Source organism: Streptomyces sp. NPDC088746 (genome assembly GCF_044751065.1).
In the GTDB taxonomy this organism is placed as follows: domain Bacteria; phylum Actinomycetota; class Actinomycetes; order Streptomycetales; family Streptomycetaceae; genus Streptomyces.
Map to the genome: position 1 here is coordinate 159,518 of NZ_JBIVLA010000007.1, position 24,531 is coordinate 184,048.

Sequence of the window (24,531 nt, forward strand, 5' to 3'; positions counted from 1 at the left end):
TGCTTCCCCCGTGTGTTGCTGAACGGATCGTGTCATCCGGGCCGGTCCGGGCGCATTGCCGGAATCCGGCAGCCTTTACGGGACCGGTCTGCCGGGCACCGGCACCGGCCTCCGTGCGTTGACGGGATGACGATGCCGGCGATGTGTGGAGGAGTGCGCAAGTGGCGGAGCCCGAGATCCCCGAACGGTTCCTGGAGGGCTATGCCCGGATCCTGGCCGAGGTCGCGGACACCGGCCGCCGGCTCACCCGGGACGAGCTGGAGACGCGGCGCACGCTCGGCCGTGAGGCCGCGGAGGCCGGGCATCAGCTGCGTGCCCTGGTGCGGCTCCATCTCTCGGAGACCCGCGCCGCCTGGCCGCTCACCACGCAGCGTCCGGTCGTCACCGACGCCGTGCTGGGTGCCGTGGAGCAGACGGTCGACGCGTTCGCGGAGGGGTTCGAGCGGGCGCAGCGCATCACGGTGCGGCTGGAGGAAGCGGCGCGGCGGGAGTTCATCGACGACCTGCTGTACGGGCGCAGCGACCTGGGCCGGCTCGCGGAGCGCGCCACCCGGTTCGGGCTGCGGCTCTCGCGGGCCCACGCCGTCGCGGTGGCGGCGGGCCCGGAGGCCTACACCGAGTCCGACGCGGTGCCCCGCAGCGTGGAGGCGGCCCTGCTCGCCCGCTTCGACGGCCGGAAGATCCTGCTCACCACGAAGGACGGGCGCCTCGTCTGCATAGCCCCCGGCAGCCAGCCCGACGTCCTGCGGTACTTCGCGAAGCAGGCCCATGCCGCGACGGACGGCGGCCAGGTCGCGGTCGGCCGCCCGCACCGGGGCCCCGGCGGAGTGGTCCACTCGTACGACGAGGCGCTCGACGCCCTCGATCTGGCTCAGCGGATGGGCCTCGACGACCCCGTGCTGTACGCCGCCGACCTGCTGGTCTACCCGGTGCTGACCAGGGACCGGCAGGCGATGGCCGACCTGGTGCGGAGCGAGCTCGGCCCGCTCAAGGAGGCCCGGGGAGGCGCGGAGCCCCTGCTGCGCACGCTCTCCGTGTACTTCGACGCGGGCTGTGTCGCCGCCGAGACGGCCCGCCGGCTGTCGCTGAGCGTGCGCGCGCTGACGTACCGGCTGGAGCGGATACACCAGCTGACCGGCTCCGACCCCTCCGACCCGACGCACCGCTACACGCTGCAGACCGCGGTGATCGGCGCCCGGCTGCTGGACTGGCCCGCGCATGAGCTCTGACGGGCCCGGCCGGCACCACCCGGCCACGCGCTGTTCTCGCACCGCCCCGCCGGGGCCCGCCGTGCTCCCCGCCTTGGCGGTTTCTCGCCGAAGGGTCCCGTGCCGCGCCGGGTGGCGGCGCTGCTCGACCCCGAAGCCCCGGCCGGACTCCGGCCCCCGGCCTCCGCGCATCCGGCCCTCGCGGCGGTGACCGCGACGGAGGGGACGGCGGCCTCGGCGCTGTCGTCGCTCAACGCGACGGTGACGCTCGTCGGCATCCTCCACGCGGTCACCCCGCTCCGAGCACCGTCAGTCGGAGTCGCGCCCCGCGTGCTCCGGCGTGAGGTCGTCGTGCGACGGCATCGGCTGGTCGGACACCACGTCCGGCTTCTTCCGCCTCCCGGCCAGAGCGGCCTGGAGCTTCGAGGCGACCGGCTCCGTCCACCGGGCGGTGAGCGGCCCGACGATCACCAGGATCAGCACGTACGCGGTCGCGATCGGCCCGATCCGCGGCTCCGTGGCCACGGCCAGACCGGCGATGACGATCGAGAACTCGCCGCGCGCGACGAGCGTGCCGCCCGCACGCCAGCGGCCCCGGGGCCCGATGCCGGCCCGACGGGACGCGTACCAGCCGGTGCCGATCTTCGTGAAGACCGTGACGACCGCCAGCAGGGCCGCCGGGAGCAGCACGGGCGGGATCTCCGCCGGGTCGGTGGAGAGCCCGAAGAAGACGAAGAAGACGGCGGCGAACAGGTCCCGCAGCGGCGTCAGCAGCTTGCGCGCACCCTCGGCGACCTCGCCGGACAGGGCGATGCCCACGAGGAAGGCGCCGACGGCCGCGGACACCTGGAGCTGCTGGGCGATGCCGGCCACCAGGACGGTGAGCCCGAGGACGACGAGCAGCAGCATCTCCGGGTTGTCGGAGGAAACCGCGCGGCTGATGAGCCGGCCGTGGCGCAGCGCGAGGTAGAGCACGAAGCCGACGGTCCCGAGTGCGATCAGCAGGGCGATGCTGCCGCCGGCCAGACCGACACCGGCCAGCATCGCGGTGAGCAGCGGCAGGTAGACGGCCATGGCGAGGTCCTCGATGACGAGGACACCGAGGATGACGGGCGTCTCGCGGTTACCGAGCCGCCCCATGTCGGTCATCACCTTGGCGATCACGCCCGAGGACGAGATCCAGGTGACCCCGGCCAGCGCGACGGCCCCCACCGGGCCCCACCCGAGCATCAGACCGGCTGCCGCGCCGGGCGTCGCGTTGAGCACGAGGTCGACGGCCCCGGACGGGTACTGCGTCTTGAGGCTGGTGACGAGCTCCGATGCGCTGTACTCCAGTCCGAGCAGGAGCAGCAGCAGGATGACGCCGATCTCCGCCCCGATGGCGGTGAACTCCTCGCTGGCGCCGAGCGGCAGCAGCCCGCCCTCGCCGAACGCGAGCCCGGCCAGCAGGTAGAGCGGGATCGGTGAGAGACCTATCCGCCCGGCGAATCTCCCGATGATGCCGAGCCCCAGGATGACGGAGCCCAGCTCCACCAGCAGTGCGGTCGTGTCGTGCACGGTCAGCCCTCCGCAATGATCTCGGAGAGCGTGTCGACGCCCTCACGCGTTCCTACGACGACGAGCGTGTCCCCGATGGCCAGCCGGAAGTCCGGCCCGGGCGACGGATGCGCGCTGTGCGTACGCAGCACGGCCACGATCGAGGCCCCGGTCCGCGTCCGCGCCCGGGTGTCCCCGAGCAGCCGCCCGCCGTACGGGGAGCGGGTCCCGAGCGGAATGTGCTCGGTGACCAGGTCGATCCCCTCGGTCCGCACGGCATCGATCGGCGCCGCGTCGATGAGGTGCGCGAGCGCGGTGGCCTCGGTGGTGGTCAGGGGTACGGAGAGCACGCACGAATCAGGGTCGTCCTTCTCGTAGAACCCCAGGAACCGCCGCCCGTCGTTGTGCACGACGACGGAGACGTGCTGCCCCGACTCGGTGGTGTAGTCGTACTGGACGCCGACTCCCGGCAGCGATGTGCGGTGGCTTCCCATGGCTTCCTCCCGAGGGGCGCGCGGCGGCAGGGCGCGCTTTTGATCAGCTTTTTATCTGCCCATTACCCTAACCGGAGCGAGGTTCCGCCAGGGGTGGGCGGCAGCCGAGGCCGCCGCACGACGGTCAGGCCGGACTGCCGACTCTGGTTGCCGAAGTGGCAGCGGGCGGTCAGTCGCCAGGGCCGACTTCGGGGTGCGTGAACTGCACGGGCTTGCCCAGCGACCGGGCGTAGGCGATTTCGGCTCGGCTGCTGTCTCCGGTGTGGTCGCCGACTACGAGCACCTCGTCAGCGAGCCGGCCATGAAGCGTGTGGAGCCGCAGATCACGACGGCACAGGCTCGTACACAAGCTGGGCCGTGTCGGCGGGAGGCCGTGCGGGCGGCCTGGGGCCAGGCCCGGGCCGCCCAGCCGGCCTCGGCGGAGGGTCACGATCCGTACGCCCACACTCCCTGGCGGGAGAGGGTGGCCGCCGCACAGGCGGTCGGGGCGGGCGTGGACGTGGATGTGCCCGGCCGGTAGCGGTCACCGGCCGGGCACAGGAGAGACCGAGTCAGTCCTTGACCTCGATCTTCTCGCCGCCGGCGGCGGGGGCCGGGACCGCCGGTACGGACTCCGTGCCGCCCGCCTTGCCCTGAAGGTTCCGCAGCAGCGCGGCCAGGTCGACGCCCGTGGTGGAGGTGAGGAGCTCCAGGCCCTGGGCGACGTTGTCGGTCACCGTGCGGGACAGCTGGCTCGCGCCGTCCGTCGAGATGACCGTCAGCTTGTCGATGGCGCTCAGCGGCTCGGACGCCTTGGCGACGACCTGGGGGAGCACCTCGACCAGCATCTGCAGGACGGCCGCGTCGCCGTACTGCTTGAAGGCGTCGGCCTTCTTCTGCATGGCCTCGGCCTCGGCGGCACCCCTCGCGGCGATGGCGGCGGCCTCGGACTCACCCTCGATGCGCACGGCGTCGGCGAGGGCGGAGCGGTGGAGCTTCTCGCCCTGACCGGTGAGGCGGGAGCGCTCCGCGTCGGCCTCGGCCTCCTTGACCTGGGCGATGCGGCGGGCCTCCGCCTCCTGCTCCGCCTGGTAGCGGGCGGCGTCGGCGGGCTTGCGGACCTTGGTGTCGAGCTCACGGTCCGTCAGGGCGGCCTGGCGCTCGGCGACCTTCTCCTGCTCGCTGAGGACCTCCTGCTGGCGGGCGGCCTCGGCGAGCGGGCCCGCGGCGTTGGCCTTGGCCGCCGCGGCCTCGGTCTCCGCCTTGATCTCGGCCTGCTTGAGGTAGAACGTCCGCTCGGCGATGGCGATCTCCTCCGCCGCCTTCAGCCGGGCCTGCTCGGAGGCCCGCCGGGCGATGGCCTCGGCGATGTCCGCCTCCTGCTTGGCGCGGGCGGCCTCCGGACGGCCGAGGTCCTCCAGGTAGGAACCCTCGGTGGTGATGTCCTGGATCTGGAAGGCGTCCAGGATGAGGCCCTGGCCGGAGAGACTGGCCTCGGCCTCCTCGGCGACCTGCCCGGCGAACGCGGCGCGGTCACGGATGATGTCCTCGACCGACATGCGGCCCACGATGGCGCGGAGGGCCCCGGAGAGCACTTCCTGGGTGAAGCCGACGATGCCGTTCTGCTGCTGGAGGAAGCGCTGGGCCGCGGCGCGGATCGCGTCCTCGCTCCCGCCGACCTTGACGATCGCGACGCCCTCGAGGTTGGACTTCACACCCCGCAGGGTGACGGCGCCGCGTACGGCGACGGGGATGTGGCGGCTGGAGAGGTCCAGGGTGAACTTCTGCTGGACGAAGGGCACGACGAAGACGCCGCCGCCCACGACGACCTTCTGGCCGCTGTTGTCGATGCTGGTGCGGCCGGTCACCGGGTCGGTGGACTTCTTGCCGCGGCGCCCCGTGATGATGAAGGCCTGGCTGGGGCCCGCGACCTTGTATCTGGTGATCACGGCGAGGGCCAGGAGTACGAGAAGCACGACGATGCCGATGACGGCGATGACTACTGGGCTCATGAGAGGTGTCCCCCTTGCCCTCCCCACGGAGTTCCCGGCGGGACGGCAGTCTGTTCGGCTGTACGGGTTTCGGACAGGCGTGTGACTTTGTGCTGGTCGGACTCTGTGCTGGTCAGCGCTCGACGGGGCGGACCGTGACCGAGGTGGTCGACAGCGTGGCCTCCACCCAGACCTCGGCGCCGCGTTCGACCGGGACGGCGCTCTTCGCGGAGAACTTCACGGTCTGGCCCGCGAGCCGGAGCAGGACCTCGCCGTAACCGTCGGCCGGGATCGGAGTGACCACCGAGCCCGAGGTGCCGACGAGGTCGTCCCCGCGTGGCGTGGCCGTGGTCTGATCCCGCATCAGGGCCTGGCTGAACTTCCACGTCAGCCAGGCCGCGACGACGCCCGCCGCCGCGCCGGCCGTGAGGGCGAGGGGGATTCCGGCCCCGGTGGTGCCGAGGACGATCGCTCCCCCGAAGCCGAGCATGGACAGGAAGCCGGCGATGACGGGCAGGGAGAGCAGACCGTCGAAGAAGCCGTTCAACAGCCCGCCCAGAGCGTCGCCGAGGAGCCCTTCGAGGATCCCGTCGAAGATCAGGGAGAGGACGAGAAGTGCGATCCCCGCCATGCCGAGACCGAGGAAAACGGTCACGTGATCACTCCCCCGATTGTTCGCTGTCCCCCGAAGCGCCTCCGTCGAACCGACTGAATGGTCCCACGGAGGACGCGATGTCGTCACTGCCGGAGTCCGGCACTTTTTACCGGGTTCCGATGCCGGAAAGCTGCTGGGCGAGCGTGTCGAGCGACTGGAAGGTGGCACCGAGCAGGGCGACGTGCTTCCACCGCACCACGCCGTCCGGACCGATCAGGAAGACGGAACGGCGTACACCGATGCCGGGTGCGGCGACGCCGTAGGCCCGGGCGGTCTCCCGCCCCGTGTCGGCCAGCAGGGGCATGCGCAGGTCGTGGCCGCGGGCGAAGGACTCATGGCTGTCCACACCCTGTGGACTGATTCCCCAGACCTCGGCGTCGAGGTTCTCGAAGGTCTCGAGGCCCGAGGAGTAGGAGCAGAGCTGCTTGGTGCAGACGGCCGTGTTGTCACCCGGGTAGAAGGCGAGGACGACGGCCCGCCCGCGCGCGGAGGAGAGCGTGTAGTCGCGCCGCGTGAAGGCGCCTTCGGTGAGTATGCCTCCGGGCAGAGTGAAGTCCGGTGCGGGCTGGCCGATTTGAGGTCCTGACGCCATGTCGGCGGCTCCTTGGGTCGCGTACGGGAAGAGTCCGTGCGTCCCCCAGTGAACGGCACTTTCCACGCATCGACACGTTCGACCCATCCGTCGGCCCTCCGGCACCGAACATGGGGTGTGCGGGCGTCGGCCCGCGACCCCGATCTGGAGGTACGCGTGGCCGGAAGACCGCCGTCGGCAGCGGTGCTCGTTCTCCACGGCGGCTACGGGACGGGCATGGCCGCGCCGGCACCCGGCGCCCTGAACCTGCCCGGTCTGCGGATGCTGCCGGTCTCGCGCGCGGTGGCCCGCGCGGTGCGCGGGGACCCCGGTGTGCGCGTGCAGCGCGTCCGTTACACGCACCGGGGCTGGAACGGCTCCCGCGAGGACCCGCTGCACGACGCCTTACGGGTGCTGGACGCCCTGCGGCGCGAGGCGGGCGACATCCCCGTGGTCCTTCTCGGCCACTCCATGGGAGCCCGCGCCGCCCTCCACGCCGCCGGGCACCCGCTGGTGCGTTCCGTGGTGGGGCTCGCGCCGTGGTGCCCGCCCGGCGACCCGGTGACGCAGCTCGCGGGGCGCGACGTCGTCCTGCTGCACAGCACGCGGGACCGGGTGACGAGCCCGCTGGCGTCCCAGTCGCTCACGGCCAGGGCGCGCCGGGCGGGCGCCCGGACCTGTCTGGTGACGATCCCGGGCAGCGACCACGCGATGATCCGCCGGGCTCCGGCCTGGCACCACCTGGCGGGCCTTCTGGTGACCGGGCTGCTGGGCCTCGCACCGGTGCCGAAACGGGTCGAGGCGGCGTTCGGACTGCCGCGGGGTGCCGCGGCCTCCGAAGGGACCCTGTCGCTGGACGGACTCGACGCCGGCCGCCCGGCCCCGCGGAGATGCGGGGCGGTGCGGGGCGGCGGACGATGAGGGTCCGGGTGCCCGGTGGCCCGTAAGGGCCGCGCGCTCCACCCGCCCGGCATGATCCCTCCGGAGGCTCCGTTGCAGGCCGAAGAGCACGCCGATCCGCCGCCCTCCGACGTGGCGGCGCTGGCCGCGCTGATCGGCAGCAGCCCGGCAGGGGTGGCGGTCTTCGACACGGAGCTCCGCTATGTGTACGTGAATCCCGCACTCGAACGGCTCAACGGGGTGCCGGCCGCCGCCCATCTGGGCAGGCCCGTCGCCGAGGTGCTGCCGGACATGAACGTCCGGACGGACGTCATGCGCCAGGTGCTGGCCGACGGCAGGCCCCGCGAGATCACCACCAGCGGGCAGACCTGGGTGGACTCCGTCATCGCGCGGAGGTACTGGAGGGTGGCCCTTCACCGGTTCGAGCAGGACGGACGGGTGCGCGGACTGATCGGGATCGCCCAGGAGGTCACCGCCACCGAGAACCAGCGGGAGGAGCTCCGGCGGGCCAGGAGTTATCTGAGGCTCCTGGACAACGCGGCCGTCAGCATCGGTACGACGCTGGACGTGGAGACCACCTGCCAGGAGCTCGCGGAGTTCGTGGTGCCGGCGATGGCCGACGTCGCCGTCGTCGAGATGATTCCGGAGGACGACGGGCGCCCCCGGCGTGAGCCGCCGGCCGGAGTGCTGCGGCTGCGGAGGGCGGGGGTGGCCACGGTCCCGGACCTCGCCGACTCGGTCTCCCAGTTCGGCGGGCCCGGCGCGGACATCGACTACCAGGAGGACGCGGCCGTGCCCCGCTGCCTGGCCGACGACCGGCCGGTGATCGAGAACCTGTACGGCGACGAGCAGCTCAGCCGCTCGGCGCCCACCCCCGAACGGGTCGCCGCCTACCGTGCCGTCGGGCTGCACTCGGCCGTCGTCGTGCCGCTCACCGCGCGCGGGCGCCCGCTGGGCGCACTCAGCCTGCTGCGGGCCGGGGACTCCCCTCCCTTCACGGAGGGCCTGGACGTGGTCGTCGCCCGTACGCTCGCGGGCCGCGCCGCCGTCGACGTGGACCACGCGTACCGCTACACGCACGAGCACCGCGTCGCCCGGGAGCTCCAGCGCTCCCTGCTCTCCGAGCCGCGCGTGCCGAACCCCGGCATCGAGGTCGCGTCCCTCTACCTTCCCGCGGGCGCGGGGGTCCTGGTCGGCGGGGACTGGTTCGACGCCATTCCGTTGCAGGGGGGACGGCATCTCAAGGTGATGGGCGATGTGATGGGGCATGGGGTGGAGGCGGCCGTCGCCATGAGCAACTACCGCTCGATGCTGCGCATCATGGCCGAGGACGACCAGCCGCCGCACCGCATTCTCGAGCGGCTCGACAAGGCTGTGGAACACTCCGGCCTCGACCGGGCGGCGACCTGCCTGATCGCGGTCGTCGACCGGAAGAAGGGGGTCTGCGAGGTGGCCAGCGCGGGACATCCGCCGCCGGTGTTCATCGACCCGGGGGCGTCCGGGGCGCGGGTGGCGCACATGCCCGTGGGGCCACCCCTGGGTACGGGCTTCGGCGGATACCGGACAGCGGTGCTGCCGTGCGCCCCCGGGACGGTGCTGTTCATGTACACCGACGGCCTGGTGGAACGCCGGGGCGAGGACATCGACGTCTCGATCGAGCGGCTCACACGGCTCACCATGCCGGTGAGCGGACGGCTCCAGGACCTGCTGGGGGAGGTCGCCGACCGCTTCGCCGAGGGGGCCGAGGACGACATCGCGGTGCTCGTCTCGCGGAGCCGGGGCTACTGAACGACCGCGTACGGGAGCGTTGTCAGTGGCGGGTGCGAGGATTCACGGCATGGAACCTCTGCTGCTCACCGACATCGAAGCCGCCGTCCGCAGCAGTTGGGACGCGGACACCACCACGCCCGCGCACCGGGCGCAGTGGGACCCGGGGAACCCGGCCCGCGACCAGTGCGGCGTCACCGCCCTGGTGATCAACGACCTGCTGGGCGGCGAGCTGATCCGGGGAGAGGTGCGGGTCGACGGTGTCCGCGTCGATTACCACTGGTGGAACCGGCTGGGCATGGGGATCGAGATCGACCTGACGCGGGAGCAGTTCGCCCCGCACGAGCTGGTGTCCGCAGGCGTGGCCGTCGAGCGTCCGGCCGAGATCGTGCGGCTCCGCGAGGAGTACGAGCTGCTGAGGGCCCGGGTGCTGGAGAGGCTGCGGGGACGGATACGGGCCGCGGCGGTCTGAGCGGGAGGTCCTGGTGGCGGCGCCGGTTCAGCCGGAGTGCTGCCGGGAGTGTCCGCGCAGCCGACGCAGGACGATCAGGGCGGACGTGACCAGGGGGAGCAGCCCGGCCACGGTGTTCGCGGCGGTCAGCTTGTCCTGGTTGCCTCTCGCCCGGCGCATCCGCTTGACGGTGCGGACGACGGCGATCGCGCTGCTGCCCAGGCTCAGGAGCAGTCCGACCTTGGAGTTCGCGGGTTTCCTGGGCATCTGCGTGCCTCCCGGTGACATCGCTGCGCGGCCCCTCCGTCCACGTAACCGGCTCCCGGCCGGCTCCGCAATCGGGGAGGCCGGGCGGGAGCGGGGTTCGGGCGGGGCCGGGGGCCCGGGCGGGACGAGGCGGGATGAGGCGGGGCCGGGGTCAGGCGAAGAGGAAGCCGGCCGCCGTCGCCGCGCCCGCGGCCGCCCCGGCCATCGTCTGGGCCACCGAGTGGTAGCGCAGCGCCACCCGCGACCAGCACACGGCGAGGGCCGCCGCGCCCGCGCACAGCCACCACAGGGAGTGCGTGACGCTGAGCAGGGCCACCACGGCCGACGCGACCGCCGAGTCCACGGAGATCTTCCAGAGCGTGTTGACCGCCAGGAGCACCGTCGTCATGACCCATAGGGAGATCATCGCGATCAGGATGCCGAGGGGAGCGTGGCCCAGCACCATGATCAGCGCTCCGGCGCCGATGGAGCCGAGGATCACCAGGAAGATGGGCGCTCGCTGCGTCCGGTCCACGACATGGCGGTCGCCCCAGGTCCCGCGCCCGCGCTCCCACTCGATGTAGCCGGCGGGGACGAGTCCGGCGCAGAGGGCGCCGAGGAAGCCCCAGGGCAGCCCGGTCCAGTCGCCGGCGGAGGCCAGCCCGATGGCGAGCATGCCGACGAGCAGCACGTTGCGGGGTTGCAGGACGTCCGTGACCGTGCGGGCCACCGTCGTGGCCGTGGTCGGGTCCGTGCCGCTCATGCTGGTGTGCTCCGGGTCGCGCGGGCCACGCGGACACCGGCGGGCGCGCGTGAAGTAGCCCTTCACGACGGGGGATGCGTGAAGGGCTACGCGAGCAGTATGACCGTTCGCCGGGCTGCCGACAACTGACCGGCCGGTCAGCCTTGTTGGAGTGGTCACGCGGCTACCGAGGGCTTCCGCCGGGCACCGCCCGGCCGTCGTCCGCGCGCGGGCACGGGCCGGGGGCGGGCGAAACCTGTTCCGGCCGCAATAGACATGACCTACCCGTACGCCTAGGGTTTCTTGTGCAGTCAGGCCACATCGGGCCGGTGCGCAGCAGAAGAGGTGCAGATGCCCCCGGAGTCCCCGTCGCATGCCACGGACCGTCTCGACGACGACGACTACCCCGCGTACACGATGGGGCGGGCCGCGGAGATGATCGGTGCGACGCCCGGCTTCCTCAGGGCCATCGGCGAAGCCCGCCTGATCACGCCGCTGCGCTCCGAGGGAGGCCACCGGCGCTACTCCCGTTACCAGCTGCGCATCGCTGCCAGGGCCCGGGAGCTGGTGGACGGCGGCACGCCGATCGACGCGGCCTGCCGCATCGTCATCCTGGAGGATCAGCTCGAGGAGGCCCTGCGTCTCAACGAGGAACTGCGGCGGCCCGCGCCCGGCCGGGGCGGCGGCGATTCCTGACCGGCGCACGGGTGCATATCTGTTTCGGTCGGCACAGAAATACGCGCAATCAGCGGTGAGGGTTTATGCCGTGCACGGCGGAGCGACGCCGTAGTGATATGGCGTACAGCTCGCTTGTGCCCGAATCGTGCTACTGTTGATCTCAGTTGCAGTTGTGGTTCCCAAAACTTCAAGTGCACTCACCGTTTTCACTCCGGTGGGCGCGCTTTTGTATTTCCGGTTTCTTCCGGTCGGGGCAATCATTTGCGGCGACGTAGGGCTCACACGGTGTGGGCCCACGGGCAACGCCCCGAAGGAGATATGACATGGCTACTGGCACCGTGAAGTGGTTCAACGCGGAAAAGGGTTTCGGCTTCATCGAGCAGGAGGGTGGCGGCGCTGACGTCTTCGCCCACTACTCGAACATCGCCGCCCAGGGCTTCCGCGAGCTGCAGGAAGGCCAGAAGGTGAACTTCGACGTCACGCAGGGCCAGAAGGGCCCGCAGGCGGAGAACATCACCCCCGCCTGATCACTCAGGCGTACGGCGCAGCTGGGGCCCGCACCTTGGGGTGCGGGTCCCAGCTCGTTGTGTTTTCCCGGCCGTCGCCGAGGACGCCGCACCGGTGGAGTAATTCCCGGTGGGCGCGACGCGCGGCGTGGGGGTATCTGCAGTCATATGGAGTGCCGAATCCGGCTGGTTCATCCGGCGGACGGGCTTCGTTTTTCATTATTTCATCGGCTCGTTCTTGCGATTCTTGGCGCCGTACTTGGCTGCAGCCGCCCGGAAAGAATCCCTCGATACGTGCCATTCGAGGGAAGGGTTCTTCTTTGAACCGCGAACGTACAGCTCGCACGAACGACCGATTTTCACGGACGCGCTCCGGTGGATCCGCCGGCAGTCGTACCGCCAACGGATTCCGCGGGACGGCATCCGGCCGACAGGGCGGCGCCCCGGGTTCGCAGGGCCGCTCCGGCGGACCGAAGCGCTCCGGTGGTTACGGCCGCCGCTCCTCCTCCGTCTCGGGTGAGTTCGCCCTGCCGGTGACCATCACCCCGGCCCTCCCCGCGGCCGAGTCCTTCGCGGACCTGGACATGCCCGCGCCCCTCCTGGCGGCGCTGGCTTCCGAGGGCATGTCGGTGCCGTTCCCCATCCAGGGCGCCACCCTGCCGAACTCGCTCGCCGGACGTGACGTCCTCGGCCGTGGCCGCACCGGATCGGGCAAGACGCTCGCCTTCGGCCTGGCCCTGCTGGCCCGTACCGCGGGCAACCGCGCCGACGCACGCCGTCCGCTGGCCCTGGTCCTCGTCCCCACCCGGGAACTGGCCCAGCAGGTCACCGACGCGCTCACCCCGTACGCCCGCTCCCTCAAGCTCCGGCTGGCCACGGTCGTCGGCGGCATGTCGATCGGCCGCCAGGCCAGCGCACTGCGCGGCGGCGCCGAAGTCGTGGTCGCCACGCCGGGCCGCCTCAAGGACCTCATCGAGCGCGGCGACTGCAAGCTCGACCGGGTCGCCATCACCGTCCTCGACGAGGCCGACCAGATGGCCGACATGGGCTTCATGCCCCAGGTCACCGAGCTGCTGGACCAGGTCAACGCCGAGGGGCAGCGGATGCTGTTCTCGGCCACCCTGGACCGCAACGTCGACCTGCTGGTCCGCCGCTACCTGCACGACCCGGTCGTCCACTCGGTGGACCCCGCGGCCGGTGCGGTGACGACGATGGAGCACCACGTGCTCTACGTCCAGGGCGCCGACAAGTACGCCACGACCACCGAGATCGCCGCCCGTGAGGGCCGGGTGATCATGTTCCTGGACACCAAGCACGCGGTGGACAAGCTCACCGACCACCTGCTGCACAGCGGTGTGCGGGCGGCCGCGCTGCACGGCGGCAAGTCGCAGCCGCAGCGCACCCGCACCCTGGACCGGTTCAAGACCGGTCACGTCACGGTGCTGGTCGCCACGAACGTCGCCGCCCGCGGCATCCACGTCGACAACCTCGACCTGGTCGTCAACGTGGACCCGCCCAGCGACCACAAGGACTACCTGCACCGCGGCGGCCGTACCGCGCGCGCCGGTGAGTCCGGCAGCGTCGTCACGCTGGTGCTGCCCAACCAGCGCCGCGAGATGACGCGGCTGATGGTGGACGCCGGCATCACGCCGCAGATCGCCCAGGTCCGCTCCGGCGAGGCCGAGCTCAACCGCATCACCGGAGCCCAGGCGCCGTCGGGTGTGCCCGTCACGATCACCTCACCGGTGTCGGAGCGCGCCAAGGGCAGCGGTTCCGGCCCCCGCGGCCGACGGGGCGCGCGTCCCGGCCAGGGGCGCCGCTCCAACGCCAACACGCCGACGCCGCAGGCGCGTGCCGCGTCGGCACAGCGCCGGGCCAACAAGGCCGCGTAGTCGCCCGGCCGGGAACCCGGCCGACCCTGTCCGGCTCACTCCACGACCACCCTGTTGAGGCACCATGCGCTGTGTCATCGCCCGCTTCCCTTTCGACCTCTTCAAGCACGAGGTCGAGGACTCGATGAAGGGCGTCAAGCCCGAGCCCGTCACGGGTGACGCGGTGGTGGTCAACCGCCGCGTCTACCCCGTCAAGCAGGTCGGCGAGATCATCACCCGGCAGGACCGCCGGGACTTCTCCGCCGGCGAGGTGACCAGGGCGCTGTCGCGTCTCGGCTTCACCTGCCGCCCGGCGGAGGTGCCCGCCCCCGCGGTGCCCCTCACCCCGCTGGAGAACGCGTCCGCCATGCTCGGAACGCCCGGCGAGGTCTGAGCCTCCGCCCGTCCCGCGCGCACCGCACCCCCGAGGCCTCCGGGCCCGGGGGTGCGGTGCGTCCGGGGGTACGGAGCCGGGGAGGCCGCGGGCCGCCCCGGAAGCCGGCTGTTCAGGGAGTGAGGATCAGCTTTCCGGTGGTCCTGCGCGCGAGCAGGTCCTCATGGGCGCGCCGGGCCTCGGCCAGCGGATAGCTGCCGCCGGTCACGGGCCTGAGGCGGCCCTCGGCGACCAGGGTGAAGAGCTCCTTCAGGGGGCCGCTGACCCCGCCCGGTGCGGCGAGTGCGGGGCGCAGCCAGAACCCGACGACGGAGGCGTTGAGGCGCCCCAGCCGGCCGGGGTCGACGGGGGTGAAGCCGTCGCGGGCGGAGTTGCCGTAGGTCACCAGTCGGCCGAACGACGCCAGGGAGTCCAGGGCCCGGTCGAAGAGCTCTCCGCCCACGGCGTCCAGGACGATGTCCGCCTTCTCCGCGAGGGGATAGGTGATCACCGCGTCCGCCCCGAGCTCCAGGGCGAGCCGCTCCTTGTCCGGCGTGGAGGCCTGGGCCAGCACCCGGCCCGCTCCGAATTCCTGGGCCAGCTGGACGGCCAGGCTGCCGACCCCGCCCGCCGCGGAGTGCACGACGACGGTCTCGCCGCCGCGCAGCCGGGCCGCGGACCGCAGCAGGTGCCAGGCGGTCAGGCCCTGCATCATGAGGGCCAGTGCCTGGGCCGCGCCGAGCTCCTCGGGGATCTCCACGATGCCGGACTCCTTGGCGGTCACCTGCTCCGCGTACCCGTGGGAGACCCGTGCCAGCACCCGCCGGCCGTCCTGGGTGCGGCCCACGACCTCGCTGCCGGGGACGTACGGCAGGGCGTCGGCGGCGAGGTAGGAGCCGTCCACCTGGTGGGTGTCCGCGAAGTTCACCCCGGCGGCCTCGACGGTGAGGAGCACCTCTCCGGGGCCGGGCACGGGAGCGGCCAGTTCCACGGGGCGGAGTACGTCAGGACCACCGAAGCGGTCGAACTGGATGGCGAGCATGCCGCAGAGTACCGCGGGGCCCTCCGGGCGGGCGGGGGCTCCGCGGCCCGCTGCCGGATTCCGGGGAAGGGGGAGACGAAAACAGGACATTCAGTCGGTTATGGCCGGGCTCCGGGGACCGTGGGTGAGGCTCAGGGGAACGGCCATGGCCGGGGTCCGGATCGCCTGCCAGACTGCCGCCATGAGCGATCTTCTCCACGACAGAGTCGTCCTGATCACCGGGGCGAGCAGCGGTATCGGTGCGGCGGCGGCACGGGTGTTCTCCGAGGAGGGCGCGACGGTGGTCCTGGCCGCGCGCCGGGAGGACCGACTGGCCTCGCTGGTGGGCGAATTGAGGGACAAGGGGGCCCAAGCCTCGTACGTCGTCTGCGATGTCACGGTGGCTGCGGACGCCGCCCGCGCCGTCGGCTTCACGGTCGACACCTACGGGCGTCTGGACTCGGCCTTCAACAACGCGGGGCTCGGCGGCGACCGGACTCCCCTCCATCTCATGGGAGATGACGTCTACGACGCGGTCATGGACACCAATGTGCGGGGCGTCTGGAACTGCCTCCGTCACGAGATCGCAGCCATGTTGCCCAACACCAGGGGCTGTTCCATCGTGAACAACAGCAGTGTGGGCGGGCTGGTGGCCATACCGACGGCCGCGCCCTACATAGCGGCCAAGCACGCTGTCGTCGGCCTCACCAGGGCCGCCGCGGACGAGTACGCCCAACAGGGCATCAGGGTCAACGCGGTGGCGCCCGGCACGACCCGCAGCGAGATCACTGCCGACTGGTTCGGACGCAACCCCGGCCTGGAGGAGATGGTCAACAGCCGTACACCGCAGGGGCGTACGGCCGAGCCGGAGGAGATCGCCAACGCGGCGGCTTGGTTGCTCAGCGACCGCTGCCCCTTCCTCACGGGCACGGTCATGCCGGTGGACGGCGGCTTCATCAACCAGTGAGCCGCGTCAGCCGCAGGGACCGGTCAGCCGGCCCCGGAAGACCGTTTCTCCGTCCTGCTCCGCGGTGACCAGGACGGAGATCTCCCCGGGGCCGGCCGGCAGGGTCTCCGCCTCGATCAGGCACGGGCGGTCGAATTCGGCGTACCGCTCGAACGCGCTGGTGACGGTGGTCGCCTCGAAGGGCGCGGGGTGCACCGCGGCGTGCGCGGCCTGGTGCGCGGCCTCCATCAGGACGAGTCCAGGGACGTGATCCACCGGGTGGTCGTAGAGCACGGTGTTGTCCACGTCGTTGCGCAACCGCCATTGCAGGGGCCGGTCCCCGGCCGCCAGGACCACGTCCGACGGGGCGGGCCGGCGGACGGTGCCGGGATCGACGGGGGCGGGCAGGGGCCAGGTGTTCCAGTCGAGGGCGAGTTGCTCACCACGGAGCCGGCGGTACGCGCGCGGTGAAATCCAGCCGAACTCGGATTCCGCGTGGGCCACGATGCTGTCACCCTGGACGACACGGACGTCCATTCCGAGCGAACTGACGGTCCGCCCGCGCTTCTTGGGCTCCGTGACGGACACCTCGACGGCGAGGTCGCAGAGGCCCGAGGGGGAAACGCTGAACCCCGCGGCGACGGTGAAGTCGAAGTAGTGGAGCAGGGTTTGATCGGAGAGGGGAACGCCGTACGCCGCGTGCGCGATGACCAGACCGCTCTGCCGGATGGTCTGCGTGAGCACACGGGGGTCGTACGGGAGCCCGGCCGCGGGGGCGGGCCATCTCGCGGTGAGCGAGAACTCGCCATCTTCGCGGCGCCGCCAGGCGGTCAGGAAAACCATCTCGGGACGCCCGAGGTGGACGTACTCCTTGGGGATGCCTTCCTGGCCCTCCGCTGCGTCCTGCGGCGGTGGCGGAGCAACAGGTATGTCGGGCACAGCCCTCCCGGATACAGAACAAAAATGGGCATTACGGCGCTGATATGATACCGGTTCACCGGTACTTTTTGAAGAAGCGTCAGGCCACGTTCAAGGAGAGCGCGAGTTGGCACGACAGCAACGGGCGATCCGCACGCGCAGAATCTTCCTGGAGGCCGCCGCAGAGGTCTTCGACGAGCACGGCTACGACGCCGCCACGATCGCCGCGATCCTCGACCGGGCCGGTCTCACGAGGGGTGCGCTCTACTTCCACTTCACCTCGAAGGAGGAACTGGCCCGCGGTGTGCTCCAGGAGGCGGTGACCTCGGACGGGGTCACCCCGCAGACCTTCAAGCTGCAGGAATGGGTGGACATAGCGCTCCTGCTCGCCTACCGCCTGCCCCGGGAACCCCTGCTCAGCGCATCGATCCGGCTCTCCGTCGACCCACGGGCGCGCGGGCTGTTCGGCACCCGCTGGCCTGACTGGATCACCCTCGGTACGGAGATACTCACCGAGGCCAGGGAGCGGGGCGAGCTCCTTCCGCACGTCGATCCGGAGGCCACGTCGCGGCTCTTCGTCGGGGCGTGGACCGGGGTCCAGCTGGTGACCGAGTCCATGGCCGAGCCACCGGACCTGGTCGGCGAGATCTCCGCCCTCTTCGAGCTGATCCTCCCCAACAACGCGGTCCCGGGTGTGCTGGCCCGGCTCGACACCTCCCCGCACCGCGCCGCGCGCATCATCGAGCAGCAGCAGGCGGTCGCCGTTTCCTGACCGCCCGGGCGGTGCCGGGGCCGCGTCGGCGCGGGGTTCACCCGATTGGGTGTGGGCGCCTGCGACGTCGCTGGTCAGCACGCATGGTGGCCCTATGTGGCTTCGCCGAACAGCCGTGTGCGCCATGGTCGTGCCGCTGGCGTTCCTGGTCCTGCGGGACGCGCCGGTACGCCTCGCCGCGCCCGATCCGGCGACCGCGAAGCCGGCCACTCCGCCGGCTGCCCCGCGGCCCGCGATCGTCAGCCGGGCGGAGTGGCACGCGGACGAGAGCCTGGTGAAGGAGCACGCCGTGTACACGGGGACGGTGAAGGCCGTCTTCGTCCATCACACCGGTCACACCAACCGTTACGACTGCGCGGACGCCCCCAAGATGCTCCGGGCGATGGAGGAGATGCACGTCCGGGGCGAGGGCTGGGACGACATCGGCTACAACTTCGTCGTCGACCGCTGCGGGACCGTGTACGAGGGCAGGGCGGGCGGTGTCGGACGCTCAGTGCGCGGGGCCCACACCACCGGGTTCAACGCGCACAGTGTGGGCATCGCGGCCCTCGGCACCTTCGGTCCCGGCGTGCCGGTGCCGAAGGCGCTCATCGAGGGGATCGCGAAGGTCGGCGCATGGAAACTGGACCGGGCCGTCGATCCGCGGGGCTTCGTGCGCCTGGTCTCGACGAACGACGACAGCCTGTACCGGCGCGGTGAGGTGGTCCACCTCCACGCCGTGGCCGGTCACCGCGACACGTTCTCGACGTACTGCCCCGGCGAAGCGCTGTACGCCCAACTACCGACGATCCGGGCGGAGATGGCCCGGCTCCGGAACCGGGTCAGCGCGCGACGTACTGGGTGAGGACGGCCTGCACCTCGTAGATGTCGACGCCCTTGGTGAACGTCTTCTGGATCGGCGTCGCGGAACCTGAGAGCCAGATCTTGAGCTCGGCGTCCAGATCGAAGGTCCCGGCCGTCTCCACCGCGAAGTGCGTGATGCTCCGGTACGGGACGGAGTGGTACTCCACCTTCTTGCCGGTGATGCCCTGCTTGTCGATGAGGACGAGCCTGCGGTCGGTGAACAGGATCGTGTCGCGGATCAGGAGATACGCGGCGTGCACCTGCTCCCCCTGCCCGAGAAGCCGTGCGTAGTCACGCTGCGCGGCCGCCGGATCGACGGTGTGCGCGTTACCGAACAGTGCCATGAGGGACCCTCCACCCGAGTGAATGTGCGGGCGTTGAACGCGTCAAAGCCCAACGAAAAGAATATCGGCGGCTTATCTGTTCGTGCCCTTGCACACCTTCCGGAGCACAGCGGAGGAAATACCGTCATGCCGGCATCACCCCTCGCCAAGCGGCCCGTCGAATCGGTGCTCGCCCTTCTGCTCGTCCTCCTGAGCGTGCTCGGCCTCGCCGGCCGCAGCGTCGCCGACGCCCCCGCCCAGGCCCCGGCCCAGGCACCCGCCCAGGCCGTACCGGCGCAGGCCGCCCCCGCCCGGGCCGTCATCGCGCCGACCGTCACGGCGGGTACCGACTGGGACCGCATCGCCGAGTGCGAGTCCAGCGGGCGCTGGAACACCAACACCGGCAACGGCTACCACGGCGGCCTCCAGTTCGCCCCGTCCACCTGGCGGGCCTACGGCGGCGGGCAGTACGCACCCCGCGCCGACCTCGCCACGAAGTCCGAGCAGATCGCCGTCGGTGAACGCGTCGCCCGGTCGCAGGGAATGGGCGCCTGGCCCAACTGCGGACGCCTCGGTGCGAACGGTACGTCGAGCTCCTCGTCCGGCAGCGCCGAGAGCGGCAGCGTCGACGGGACCGACTCGGCGCAGGCAGCCCCTGAGCGCCAGTCGACCGGCAGTTCGAACAGCGGCTCGTCCAGCAGCACGTCCTCCGGCAGCACGTCGTCCGGGAACGCGTCCTCCGGGAACACGTCCTCCGGCAGCACGTCGGGCAGCACGGACGACAGCGACGACAGCACCGCCGGCAGCGACAGCGGCGCGACGCACTACTCCGAGGATCTCGCCGACGCGGAGACGTACGTCGTCGAGCCCGGTGACTGCCTCTCGGTGATCGCCGAGCGTGCGGACGTGTCCGGTGGCTGGCCCGCGCTGTACGAGCTGAACCGCGAGGCCCTGGACCGCGGACCGCACCTCATCTTCCCCGGTCAGCACCTCCGACTGAACGCCTGAACCATGACGACCGCGGTGATTCAGCGACCCGGCAGGGCCGGAACGTCCTCGGGGAGCAGCCGGCGCAGCACGTCGAGAGCCGGGGAGTCCAGTGCGGAGAGCCTGCGGGCCTGCGCCGTGGTCATGATGTCGAGGATCTGCCGAGAGGTACGCGCGTTGCCGAACGAGGCGTCACGCGGAAGCGCGTCCACGTAGCTGTGAAGAGCCTTGAGCGTGTCGTCCGGGCAGTCGTATCCGGAGTCCGCGGCGTGCCGGGCCATGATGCCGACGAGTTCGTCGGTGGTGTAGTGCTCGAATTCCACGGTACGCGAGAAGCGTGAGGCGAGACCCGGGTTGGAATCCAGGAAGCGCCGCATCTCGTGGGTGTAGCCGGCCGCGATGACGACGACGTCGTCACGGTGGTCCTCCATCAGCTTGAGCAGTGTCTCCACGGCCTCACGGCCGAAGTCGGAGGTCGCCCCCTCGGGAGTGAGGGTGTAGGCCTCGTCGATGAACAGCACACCACCCAGGGCGCTTTCGAAGACTTCCTTGGTGAGCTGCGCGGTGTGGCCGACGTACCGGCCGACGAGGTCCGCGCGTGCCACCTCGACGAGCTGGCCCCGGGGCAGTACCCCCAGAGAGTGCAGGAGCCCGGCGTAGAGGCGGGCCACGGTGGTCTTACCGGTGCCGGGAGGCCCGGAGAAGATCAGGTGGTGGCTGACCTTGGGTGTCGGCAGACCGGCGGCCTTGCGGCGGCGGGAGGAGTCCAGGAGGGACACCAGGTCGTTGACCTCGCGTTTGACCGCTGCCAGACCGACCATGGAGTCGAGCCGGGAGAGGAGTTCGGTGGAGTCCGACGCACCACTCGCGGGATCGGCGGGCGGAGCCACATCGTCCGGCAGGAGCATCGAGAGGTCGCTCTCGGCGGGTTCGGCCATGCTGCTGAGCCGGAAGGCCTGACGGTCGACCATCTCCTCGAAGACACGGCGGGCGGCCCGGCCGTTGCCGAAGGAGGCGTCGCGGGTCATGGACGTGTAGTGCGCGGCGAGGGCGTCGAGCGTGCGCGGGTCCAGCTCGTAGCGGTGGGTCTCACACATGGACTCGGTGATGGTGACGAGCTCTTCGACCGAGTAGTTGGCGAATTCGACGGTGCGGGTGAAGCGGGAGGCCAGGCCGGGGTTGGACGTGAGGAAGGAGTCCATCTCGCCGGTGTAGCCGGCGGCGATGACGACGACGTCGTCGCGGTGGTCCTCCATGAGCTTGAGCAGCGTGTCGACGGCTTCCTTGCCGAAGTCGGCGCCGGACCCCTTGCTGTCGGAGAGCAGGGTGTACGCCTCGTCGATGAACAGGACTCCGCCGAGGGCCTCGTTGAAGGCCTCGGTCGTCTTGATGGCGGTTCCGCCGATGATCTGTGCCACCAGATCGGCGCGGGAGACCTCCACCAGGTGTCCTGAGCGCAGGACGCCGAGGTCGGTGAGGATCCCGCCGTAGAGCCGGGCGACGGTGGTCTTGCCGGTTCCGGGCGGGCCGGAGAAGACCAGGTGGCGGCTCATGGGCGGGGCGGGCATGCCGAGACGGGCCCGTCGCTGTGCCAGCTGGTTGAGGTGGACGAGAGTGCGGACCTGGTGTTTGACGTCGGCCAGGCCGATCAGTGACTCCAGCTCCTCCAGAGGACCGGCGGGTGGCGGAGGTGAGGCCTTGCGGCCGGGCGCGCCGGCCTGGCCCGGCGCGGTGCCGGCCGGTTCACCCCAGGAGTCGGGCAGCCCGTTGTCGGCACTGATCAGGTGCTCGACGACGAGCCGGTCACCCGCCGCGGTCCCGCGCAGGCCCGCGCCGCGGTTGTCCCGTACGGCGCAGCCGGTGACGGTGACCGCTTCGGCGGTGTCGACGCGGATGCCGTCCCCCACGTTCGCGTCGGTCCGGCAGTCGTCCAGGGACGCCCTGGCCCCGGCCGCCAGCAGTACGCCGTGGGCTCCCGACGCCGTGAAGTGGGCCCGCAGTGCCGTCAGTTCGCCGGTCCCCTCGACGAGGACGCCGGATGCGGCGGAGGAGCGGACGCTTCCGTCCCGCACGGTGACGGCCCCCTGGGGGCCGACGAGGACGCCGGCCTCACCACTGGCCTCCACGGTGGTGTCGCCGAGCTCCGGCCGGCCCCCGTCGGCGGCCCGGACCCCGGCCTTGCCGGCGCCGCGTATCTCGCAGGACTCCAGCCTGCCGCGGCCGTCCTCGACGACCTCGACGCCGTGGCCGCCGGGCGAGGTGATCCGCGCCCGGCGGAGCAGCGGCTGGGCGCCGGAGCGGATCAGGACGCCCGTCCCGGCCGGGTCACTGACGTCGAGTCGGTCGAACTCCGCCAGTGAGTCGTCCTCCAGGACGACCGCGCCCGAGGTGCCGGCCCCCGCCGCGCAGTCCCGGACGGCCGTGGCCGTGAACATCGGGGTGCTCGATCCCCGTACGAGGACGGCGGGTGCGGCCGAGGCGTCGAACTCGCAGCCGTCGAAGGTGCCCCGGGAGCGCTCCGAGACCGCGAGCCCGCCGCCACCGGTGCGCTGGGTGCGGCAGCGGCGCAGTTCGGGGTCGGCGCCCGAGGCGAGGGCGATCCCGAGTCCCGTGGTGTCCAGGACGGTCACCTCTTCGAGGGCGGGCCGGGCGTCGCTGGTGATGTAGACGCCGACGGCCGTGTCGTGCACGGTCGTCTGCCGGACCTGGGTCGAGCTGCTGCCTTCCAGGGCGACGGCGGGCTTGCGGGCACCGGAGATGTCGCAGTGCTCGACGACTCCCTGTGCCGAGCCGTTGGCGAGGACGCCGTTGCCCCGGGTGTCGCGGATCCGGCAGCCGCGCACCGTCGTACGGGCCTCTTCGCTGAGGACCACGCCCGATGTCCCCAGGTTCTCCACGACGCAGTCCGCGACGACGCTGCCCGTGGGGGACATGTCCACGATGCCCGCGCCCGCCGGGTTGGTGATGCGACAGCCCCGCAGGGCCAGTGCTCCGGTCTCCCTCGCCAGGACGGCGGTCCACCCGGACCCGAGGACGGTGCAGCCGTCCATGCCGAGCTGGCCGCGCGGCGCGTCCACGACGGGGAGGTCGTCGGCGCCGCCGCGCAGGGTGAGGTCGGTGAGCATCACCGCGTCGGCGAGGAGGACGAGGGCGCTGCCCCGGCGCGGGCATATCTCCACACTGCCGGGTTCCCCGTCGGCGACCAGGGTGACCCGGTTGCGTACGGTCAGGCTCTCGGGGTAGCGGCCGGGGGCGATCTGGATCACCGCTCCGGTGCGCGCGGCGGCCAGGGCCTCACCGATCGTCCGGAACCCACCGTTCGGTCGTTCCGGTGACACCGTGAGCAACTGCCGTGACACGCCCTGAACCCCCTCGCTTCGCCGCCGCGTCCGATACTTCCGGACGCCGGGGGACGGGACGGGAGGGCCTCGGTGTGCGCTGGGTGAAGCCTGGGGGAACGGCGGGTGTCCCAGCGGGCGTTGACGGTGGCGGTGCTGTGCCGTGTACGTCGCCCCGACGTCATCTGAGGTGCCTAGCGTGGGCGCCATGCGACGAGCTTGCTGCCACCGTGTATCCGCAGGACCGGGAGCGACGGCGGCTCTCGCAGCCGTGGCCGCCGTGCTGACAACGATGGTCGGCACGCCCGCTGTCGCGGCGGACACCGTCGAACTCCCCGTCGTACGGAGCCTTCTCGCCCCGGGCGAGGCGTGTGCGTCCGCGTCCGGCCGCAGCGCCGAGGCGGAACCCTGGACGGTGCGGGCGCTGGGGCTGTCCCGGGCGTGGACGCTGGACGAGGGCGCCGGGGTGACCGTGGCCGTGGTCGACACCGGGGTGGGGACCGGCGTTCCGGGGCTCGCCGGGCGGGTCCGAGCGCTGGGGGACGCGGGCGAGGACTGCGTGGGCCACGGGAGCTTCGCCGCCGGGATCATCGCCGGTGCGCGCATCGAGGGGGTGGGGCCCGCGGGCGTCGCGCCCCGCGCGCGGATCCTGGCCGTACGCGGCACCGACGAGCGGGGGGCCGCGACCCCGGGCCGGGTGGCGGCGGGCATCAGGGCCGCGGTGGACGCGGGGGCCGGGGTCGTCTACGTCGGGCAGGCGCTCGCCACGAGGGAGAAGGAGCTGACCGCCGCGGTCGCCCATGCCACTGCGGGGGACGCCCTCGTCGTCGCACCCGCCGCGCCGGACGCGCTCGCCGAGGACCGGGACGAGCCGGGCGGCTACGCGCCTGCCGCGCCCTGGTACTGGCCGGCGGCGGCCCCGGGGGTCGTCGCGGTCACCGACTTCGGTCCGGACGGAGGGCGGCCCGCGAACGCGCCGGGAGTGCGCGGCGCGGACCTCGCGGCGCCGGGTGACGCCGTGGTCAGCGTCGGGCCGAAGGGCGCCGGGCACTACCTCGGTTCGGGAGCCTCACTGGCCGCCGCCCAGGTCGCGGGGGCGGCCGCGCTCGTACGGGCGCAGCATCCCGGGATGACGGCGGCCCGGACCGCACGCCAGCTCGTCGGGGCGGCCTACCCGGCCACGCCGCCCCGGCTCGACCCGTACGCGGCGATGACGTCGGTGCTGGACGGCGGCCCCGGCGGCGTACCGGAAGCGGCGCCCGCCCATGTGGCGCCACCGGCGCCCGACGGGCCGCGCGACCGGGCGCTGTTCGTCGCCGGGATCTGCGGCGGGCTCGTGCTGCTGCTGGCGGGGGCGGGCGTGGCACTGCCCCGTGGCCGGGCGCGGCGCTGGCGGCCGGCCGGCGACGAGTAGC

24 protein-coding genes and 1 pseudogene are annotated in these 24,531 nt (G+C 72.0%); 13 read left to right on the forward strand and 12 right to left on the reverse strand.

Translation table 11 applies throughout. From position 1 onward, the window contains the following. Window positions 1-161: 161 nt before the first annotated feature. Entirely contained in the window at window positions 162-1,229 is a 1,068-nt protein-coding gene (locus ACIP63_RS28280; RefSeq protein WP_401521071.1) for a PucR family transcriptional regulator, read from the forward strand. 288 nt (window positions 1,230-1,517) lie between these two features. Here ACIP63_RS28280 and ACIP63_RS28285 read toward each other — a convergent pair whose 3' ends face one another. The 6 genes and pseudogenes from ACIP63_RS28285 to ACIP63_RS28310 form a co-directional block, all read right to left on the reverse strand. Beyond that, window positions 1,518-2,765 carry a cation:proton antiporter gene (locus ACIP63_RS28285; RefSeq protein WP_401521073.1) on the reverse strand — a complete coding sequence of 416 codons (1,248 nt, stop codon included), beginning with the start codon at window positions 2,763-2,765 and terminating at the stop codon, window positions 1,518-1,520. Window positions 2,766-2,767: 2 nt separating this feature from the next. After that, complete coding sequence (locus ACIP63_RS28290; RefSeq protein ID WP_401521075.1) at window positions 2,768-3,238, reverse strand: cation:proton antiporter regulatory subunit; 471 nt, start codon at window positions 3,236-3,238, stop codon at window positions 2,768-2,770. A gap of 169 nt (window positions 3,239-3,407) precedes the next feature. Continuing rightward, window positions 3,408-3,638: pseudogene (locus ACIP63_RS28295) on the reverse strand (hypothetical protein); the annotation flags it as partial. Between the two features lie 151 nt (window positions 3,639-3,789). Further along, a complete protein-coding gene (locus ACIP63_RS28300; protein ID WP_401521078.1) occupies window positions 3,790-5,229 on the reverse strand; it encodes a flotillin family protein in 1,440 nt (479 codons plus the stop codon). 112 nt (window positions 5,230-5,341) lie between these two features. Next, window positions 5,342-5,863 (reverse strand): hypothetical protein, encoded by a 522-nt coding sequence (locus ACIP63_RS28305; protein ID WP_401521081.1) that lies wholly within the window; start codon window positions 5,861-5,863, stop codon window positions 5,342-5,344. A 106-nt stretch (window positions 5,864-5,969) separates the two neighbouring features. Beyond that, window positions 5,970-6,455, reverse strand: a complete 486-nt coding sequence (locus tag ACIP63_RS28310) for a peroxiredoxin (RefSeq protein ID WP_401521082.1) — start codon at window positions 6,453-6,455, stop codon at window positions 5,970-5,972. A 156-nt stretch (window positions 6,456-6,611) separates the two neighbouring features. Here ACIP63_RS28310 and ACIP63_RS28315 point away from each other — a divergent pair, with 156 nt between their 5' ends. From ACIP63_RS28315 to ACIP63_RS28325, 3 genes are read left to right on the forward strand one after another with little or no spacing between them, the layout of a single operon-like run. After that, the gene (locus tag ACIP63_RS28315) at window positions 6,612-7,355 is read left to right on the forward strand and encodes an alpha/beta hydrolase (protein WP_401521085.1); all 744 of its coding nucleotides are present in this window, start codon (window positions 6,612-6,614) and stop codon (window positions 7,353-7,355) included. Window positions 7,356-7,406: 51 nt separating this feature from the next. Further along, complete coding sequence (locus tag ACIP63_RS28320; protein WP_401521087.1) at window positions 7,407-9,122, forward strand: SpoIIE family protein phosphatase; 1,716 nt, start codon at window positions 7,407-7,409, stop codon at window positions 9,120-9,122. Window positions 9,123-9,171: 49 nt separating this feature from the next. Then, complete coding sequence (locus ACIP63_RS28325) at window positions 9,172-9,573, forward strand: hypothetical protein (protein WP_401521090.1); 402 nt, start codon at window positions 9,172-9,174, stop codon at window positions 9,571-9,573. Between the two features lie 27 nt (window positions 9,574-9,600). On the opposite strand, the gene ACIP63_RS28330 is transcribed toward ACIP63_RS28325, so the two are convergent. Continuing rightward, window positions 9,601-9,819 carry a hypothetical protein gene (locus ACIP63_RS28330; protein ID WP_401521092.1) on the reverse strand — a complete coding sequence of 73 codons (219 nt, stop codon included), beginning with the start codon at window positions 9,817-9,819 and terminating at the stop codon, window positions 9,601-9,603. Between the two features lie 151 nt (window positions 9,820-9,970). Then, a complete protein-coding gene (locus ACIP63_RS28335; protein ID WP_401521094.1) occupies window positions 9,971-10,561 on the reverse strand; it encodes a hypothetical protein in 591 nt (196 codons plus the stop codon). Window positions 10,562-10,891: 330 nt separating this feature from the next. Here ACIP63_RS28335 and ACIP63_RS28340 point away from each other — a divergent pair, with 330 nt between their 5' ends. The 4 genes from ACIP63_RS28340 (at window position 10,892) to ACIP63_RS28355 (ending at window position 13,989) form a co-directional block, all read left to right on the forward strand. Continuing rightward, the gene (locus tag ACIP63_RS28340) at window positions 10,892-11,236 is read left to right on the forward strand and encodes a MerR family transcriptional regulator (RefSeq protein WP_401521097.1); all 345 of its coding nucleotides are present in this window, start codon (window positions 10,892-10,894) and stop codon (window positions 11,234-11,236) included. Window positions 11,237-11,541: 305 nt separating this feature from the next. Continuing rightward, window positions 11,542-11,745 (forward strand): cold-shock protein, encoded by a 204-nt coding sequence (locus tag ACIP63_RS28345; RefSeq protein ID WP_031090619.1) that lies wholly within the window; start codon window positions 11,542-11,544, stop codon window positions 11,743-11,745. A gap of 299 nt (window positions 11,746-12,044) precedes the next feature. After that, the gene (locus ACIP63_RS28350; protein WP_401521099.1) at window positions 12,045-13,616 is read left to right on the forward strand and encodes a DEAD/DEAH box helicase; all 1,572 of its coding nucleotides are present in this window, start codon (window positions 12,045-12,047) and stop codon (window positions 13,614-13,616) included. A 64-nt stretch (window positions 13,617-13,680) separates the two neighbouring features. Continuing rightward, a complete protein-coding gene (locus ACIP63_RS28355; protein WP_362927427.1) occupies window positions 13,681-13,989 on the forward strand; it encodes an SCO5918 family protein in 309 nt (102 codons plus the stop codon). Window positions 13,990-14,101: 112 nt separating this feature from the next. On the opposite strand, the gene ACIP63_RS28360 is transcribed toward ACIP63_RS28355, so the two are convergent. Beyond that, a complete protein-coding gene (locus ACIP63_RS28360) occupies window positions 14,102-15,010 on the reverse strand; it encodes a zinc-binding alcohol dehydrogenase family protein (RefSeq protein WP_401521100.1) in 909 nt (302 codons plus the stop codon). A gap of 181 nt (window positions 15,011-15,191) precedes the next feature. Here ACIP63_RS28360 and ACIP63_RS28365 point away from each other — a divergent pair, with 181 nt between their 5' ends. Next, a complete protein-coding gene (locus ACIP63_RS28365; RefSeq protein ID WP_401521102.1) occupies window positions 15,192-15,956 on the forward strand; it encodes an SDR family NAD(P)-dependent oxidoreductase in 765 nt (254 codons plus the stop codon). 6 nt (window positions 15,957-15,962) lie between these two features. Here the strand turns inward: ACIP63_RS28365 and ACIP63_RS28370 are convergent, their stop codons facing one another. Beyond that, window positions 15,963-16,874, reverse strand: a complete 912-nt coding sequence (locus tag ACIP63_RS28370) for a ScbA/BarX family gamma-butyrolactone biosynthesis protein (protein ID WP_401521105.1) — start codon at window positions 16,872-16,874, stop codon at window positions 15,963-15,965. A gap of 106 nt (window positions 16,875-16,980) precedes the next feature. Here ACIP63_RS28370 and ACIP63_RS28375 point away from each other — a divergent pair, with 106 nt between their 5' ends. Beyond that, entirely contained in the window at window positions 16,981-17,625 is a 645-nt protein-coding gene (locus ACIP63_RS28375; RefSeq protein ID WP_365930852.1) for a ScbR family autoregulator-binding transcription factor, read from the forward strand. Window positions 17,626-17,719: 94 nt separating this feature from the next. Further along, window positions 17,720-18,469 (forward strand): peptidoglycan recognition protein, encoded by a 750-nt coding sequence (locus ACIP63_RS28380; protein WP_401521107.1) that lies wholly within the window; start codon window positions 17,720-17,722, stop codon window positions 18,467-18,469. Here ACIP63_RS28380 and ACIP63_RS28385 read toward each other — a convergent pair. After that, window positions 18,447-18,812, reverse strand: a complete 366-nt coding sequence (locus ACIP63_RS28385; RefSeq protein ID WP_205019012.1) for a PH domain-containing protein — start codon at window positions 18,810-18,812, stop codon at window positions 18,447-18,449. The two genes, ACIP63_RS28380 and ACIP63_RS28385, sit on opposite strands and share 23 nt — an antisense overlap. A gap of 126 nt (window positions 18,813-18,938) precedes the next feature. Between ACIP63_RS28385 and ACIP63_RS28390 the strand changes: the two genes are divergently transcribed. Continuing rightward, window positions 18,939-19,799 carry a transglycosylase family protein gene (locus ACIP63_RS28390; protein WP_401521110.1) on the forward strand — a complete coding sequence of 287 codons (861 nt, stop codon included), beginning with the start codon at window positions 18,939-18,941 and terminating at the stop codon, window positions 19,797-19,799. Window positions 19,800-19,819: 20 nt separating this feature from the next. Here the strand turns inward: ACIP63_RS28390 and ACIP63_RS28395 are convergent, their stop codons facing one another. Continuing rightward, on the reverse strand, window positions 19,820-23,137 hold the full coding sequence (locus ACIP63_RS28395; RefSeq protein ID WP_401521112.1) for a right-handed parallel beta-helix repeat-containing protein: 3,318 nt from the start codon (window positions 23,135-23,137) through the stop codon (window positions 19,820-19,822). A gap of 187 nt (window positions 23,138-23,324) precedes the next feature. Here ACIP63_RS28395 and ACIP63_RS28400 point away from each other — a divergent pair, with 187 nt between their 5' ends. Further along, entirely contained in the window at window positions 23,325-24,530 is a 1,206-nt protein-coding gene (locus tag ACIP63_RS28400) for a S8 family serine peptidase (RefSeq protein ID WP_401521115.1), read from the forward strand. Window position 24,531 lies beyond the last annotated feature (1 nt).

Bases quoted from the DNA above. Each gene is read 5' to 3' on its own strand.
- ACIP63_RS28290 (WP_401521075.1), bottom strand. From the start codon at position 3,238: ATGGGAAGCCACCGCACATCGCTGCCGGGAGTCGGCGTCCAGTACGAC.
- ACIP63_RS28300 (WP_401521078.1), bottom strand. From the start codon at position 5,229: ATGAGCCCAGTAGTCATCGCCGTCATCGGCATCGTCGTGCTTCTCGTA.
- ACIP63_RS28310 (WP_401521082.1), bottom strand. From the start codon at position 6,455: ATGGCGTCAGGACCTCAAATCGGCCAGCCCGCACCGGACTTCACTCTG.
- ACIP63_RS28320 (WP_401521087.1), top strand. From the start codon at position 7,407: ATGATCCCTCCGGAGGCTCCGTTGCAGGCCGAAGAGCACGCCGATCCG.
- ACIP63_RS28325 (WP_401521090.1), top strand. From the start codon at position 9,172: ATGGAACCTCTGCTGCTCACCGACATCGAAGCCGCCGTCCGCAGCAGT.
- ACIP63_RS28330 (WP_401521092.1), bottom strand. From the start codon at position 9,819: ATGCCCAGGAAACCCGCGAACTCCAAGGTCGGACTGCTCCTGAGCCTG.
- ACIP63_RS28335 (WP_401521094.1), bottom strand. From the start codon at position 10,561: ATGAGCGGCACGGACCCGACCACGGCCACGACGGTGGCCCGCACGGTC.
- ACIP63_RS28340 (WP_401521097.1), top strand. From the start codon at position 10,892: ATGCCCCCGGAGTCCCCGTCGCATGCCACGGACCGTCTCGACGACGAC.
- ACIP63_RS28345 (WP_031090619.1), top strand. From the start codon at position 11,542: ATGGCTACTGGCACCGTGAAGTGGTTCAACGCGGAAAAGGGTTTCGGC.
- ACIP63_RS28355 (WP_362927427.1), top strand. From the start codon at position 13,681: ATGCGCTGTGTCATCGCCCGCTTCCCTTTCGACCTCTTCAAGCACGAG.
- ACIP63_RS28360 (WP_401521100.1), bottom strand. From the start codon at position 15,010: ATGCTCGCCATCCAGTTCGACCGCTTCGGTGGTCCTGACGTACTCCGC.
- ACIP63_RS28365 (WP_401521102.1), top strand. From the start codon at position 15,192: ATGAGCGATCTTCTCCACGACAGAGTCGTCCTGATCACCGGGGCGAGC.
- ACIP63_RS28380 (WP_401521107.1), top strand. From the start codon at position 17,720: ATGTGGCTTCGCCGAACAGCCGTGTGCGCCATGGTCGTGCCGCTGGCG.
- ACIP63_RS28385 (WP_205019012.1), bottom strand. From the start codon at position 18,812: ATGGCACTGTTCGGTAACGCGCACACCGTCGATCCGGCGGCCGCGCAG.
- ACIP63_RS28390 (WP_401521110.1), top strand. From the start codon at position 18,939: ATGCCGGCATCACCCCTCGCCAAGCGGCCCGTCGAATCGGTGCTCGCC.
- ACIP63_RS28400 (WP_401521115.1), top strand. From the start codon at position 23,325: ATGCGACGAGCTTGCTGCCACCGTGTATCCGCAGGACCGGGAGCGACG.